The 2,011-nt window shown below is 53.2% G+C and carries 1 tRNA gene and 1 rRNA gene; both read left to right on the top strand.

What is annotated here, in order from left to right:
- Positions 1–317: 317 nt before the first annotated feature.
- Positions 318–1,843: ribosomal RNA gene (locus tag HJY11_RS13305) — 16S ribosomal RNA — on the top strand.
- Positions 1,844–1,935: 92 nt separating this feature from the next.
- Positions 1,936–2,011, top strand: a tRNA-Ala gene (locus tag HJY11_RS13310).

Consider the following 2,011-nt stretch of genomic DNA (forward strand, 5'->3'; position numbering starts at 1 on the left):
TGGTATTATACAAAAGCTGTCCGCGAGGGGAGCGCACGGGAGTGCGGTTTCCGAGGAGTGAGCCCTGGGATTCGAACCGAGAGGGGAGAAAAAAGGGGTTGACAAAAAGAAGGCAGCGAGATATAATAAAAGGCACGGCGAGATGCCGAACGGACCTTGAAAATTGAACAATACTGAAGCTTGAACGGACCTAAAAATCCGGTCTATCACGGACTGGATGCGTCTCTTTGAGAGACAACACCAAGCGAAGTAATTTTGAACGTCAAGTTTGAAATGAGCTTAGGTTTGAACAGTGGGAACACTGTTTAGATACAACTTTGATAAAGAGTTTGATCCTGGCTCAGGACGAACGCTGGCGGCGCGCCTAACACATGCAAGTCGAACGGACACCTCTTTTAGAATAGCTTGCTAGGAAGAGAGAGGTTGTTAGTGGCGGACGGGTGAGTAACACGTGAGCAACCTGCCTCGGAGTGGGGGACAACAGTTGGAAACGACTGCTAATACCGCATACGGTGGTTGGGGGACATCCCCTGATCAAGAAAGGAGCGATCCGCTCTGAGATGGGCTCGCGTCTGATTAGCTAGTTGGCGGGGTAAAGGCCCACCAAGGCGACGATCAGTAGCCGGACTGAGAGGTTGAACGGCCACATTGGGACTGAGACACGGCCCAGACTCCTACGGGAGGCAGCAGTGGGGAATATTGCACAATGGGGGGAACCCTGATGCAGCGACGCCGCGTGAGGGAAGAAGGTTTTCGGATTGTAAACCTCTGTCTTGTGGGACGATAATGACGGTACCACAGGAGGAAGCCATGGCTAACTACGTGCCAGCAGCCGCGGTAATACGTAGATGGCGAGCGTTGTCCGGAATTACTGGGTGTAAAGGGAGTGTAGGCGGGATCATAAGTTGCGTGTGAAATGCAGGGGCTCAACCCCTGAACTGCGCGCAAAACTGTGGTTCTTGAGTGAAGTAGAGGCAGGCGGAATTCCCGGTGTAGCGGTGGAATGCGTAGATATCGGGAGGAACACCAGTGGCGAAGGCGGCCTGCTGGGCTTTTACTGACGCTGAGGCTCGAAAGCATGGGGAGCAAACAGGATTAGATACCCTGGTAGTCCATGCCGTAAACGATGATTACTAGGTGTGGGGGGATAACCCCCTCCGTGCCGGAGTTAACACAATAAGTAATCCACCTGGGGAGTACGACCGCAAGGTTGAAACTCAAAGGAATTGACGGGGGCCCGCACAAGCAGTGGAGTATGTGGTTTAATTCGAAGCAACGCGAAAAACCTTACCAGGTCTTGACATCTATCGCTATCCCAAGAGATTGGGAGTTCCCTTCGGGGACGGTAAGACAGGTGGTGCATGGTTGTCGTCAGCTCGTGTCGTGAGATGTTGGGTTAAGTCCCGCAACGAGCGCAACCCTTACTGTTAGTTGCTACGCAAGAGCACTCTAACGGGACTGCCGTTGACAAAACGGAGGAAGGTGGGGATGACGTCAAATCATCATGCCCTTTATGACCTGGGCTACACACGTACTACAATGGCCGCTAACAATGAGCAGCGAAACCGCGAGGTGGAGCGAATCTATAAAAGCGGTCTCAGTTCGGATTGCAGGCTGCAACTCGCCTGCATGAAGTCGGAATTGCTAGTAATCGCGGATCAGCATGCCGCGGTGAATACGTTCCCGGGCCTTGTACACACCGCCCGTCACACCATGAGAGCCGGTAACACCCGAAGTCAGTAGTCTAACCGCAAGGGGGACGCTGCCGAAGGTGGGGCTGGTGATTGGGGTGAAGTCGTAACAAGGTAGCCGTATCGGAAGGTGCGGCTGGATCACCTCCTTTCTAAGGAAGAGAGAAGTTCGAGCTTTAAGTATTGTTCAATTTTGAAGGTCTGTGAAGACAGACTTTCAGGCAAGAGGAACCTTGTTGAAGACGGGGGTGTAGCTCAGCTGGGAGAGCACCTGCCTTGCACGCAGGGGGTCAGGAGTTCGAGCCTCCTCATCTCCACCA

The sequence above is a fragment of the Bittarella massiliensis (ex Durand et al. 2017) genome, from assembly GCF_017566145.1.
Lineage (GTDB): Bacteria > Bacillota > Clostridia > Oscillospirales > Ruminococcaceae > Bittarella > Bittarella massiliensis_A.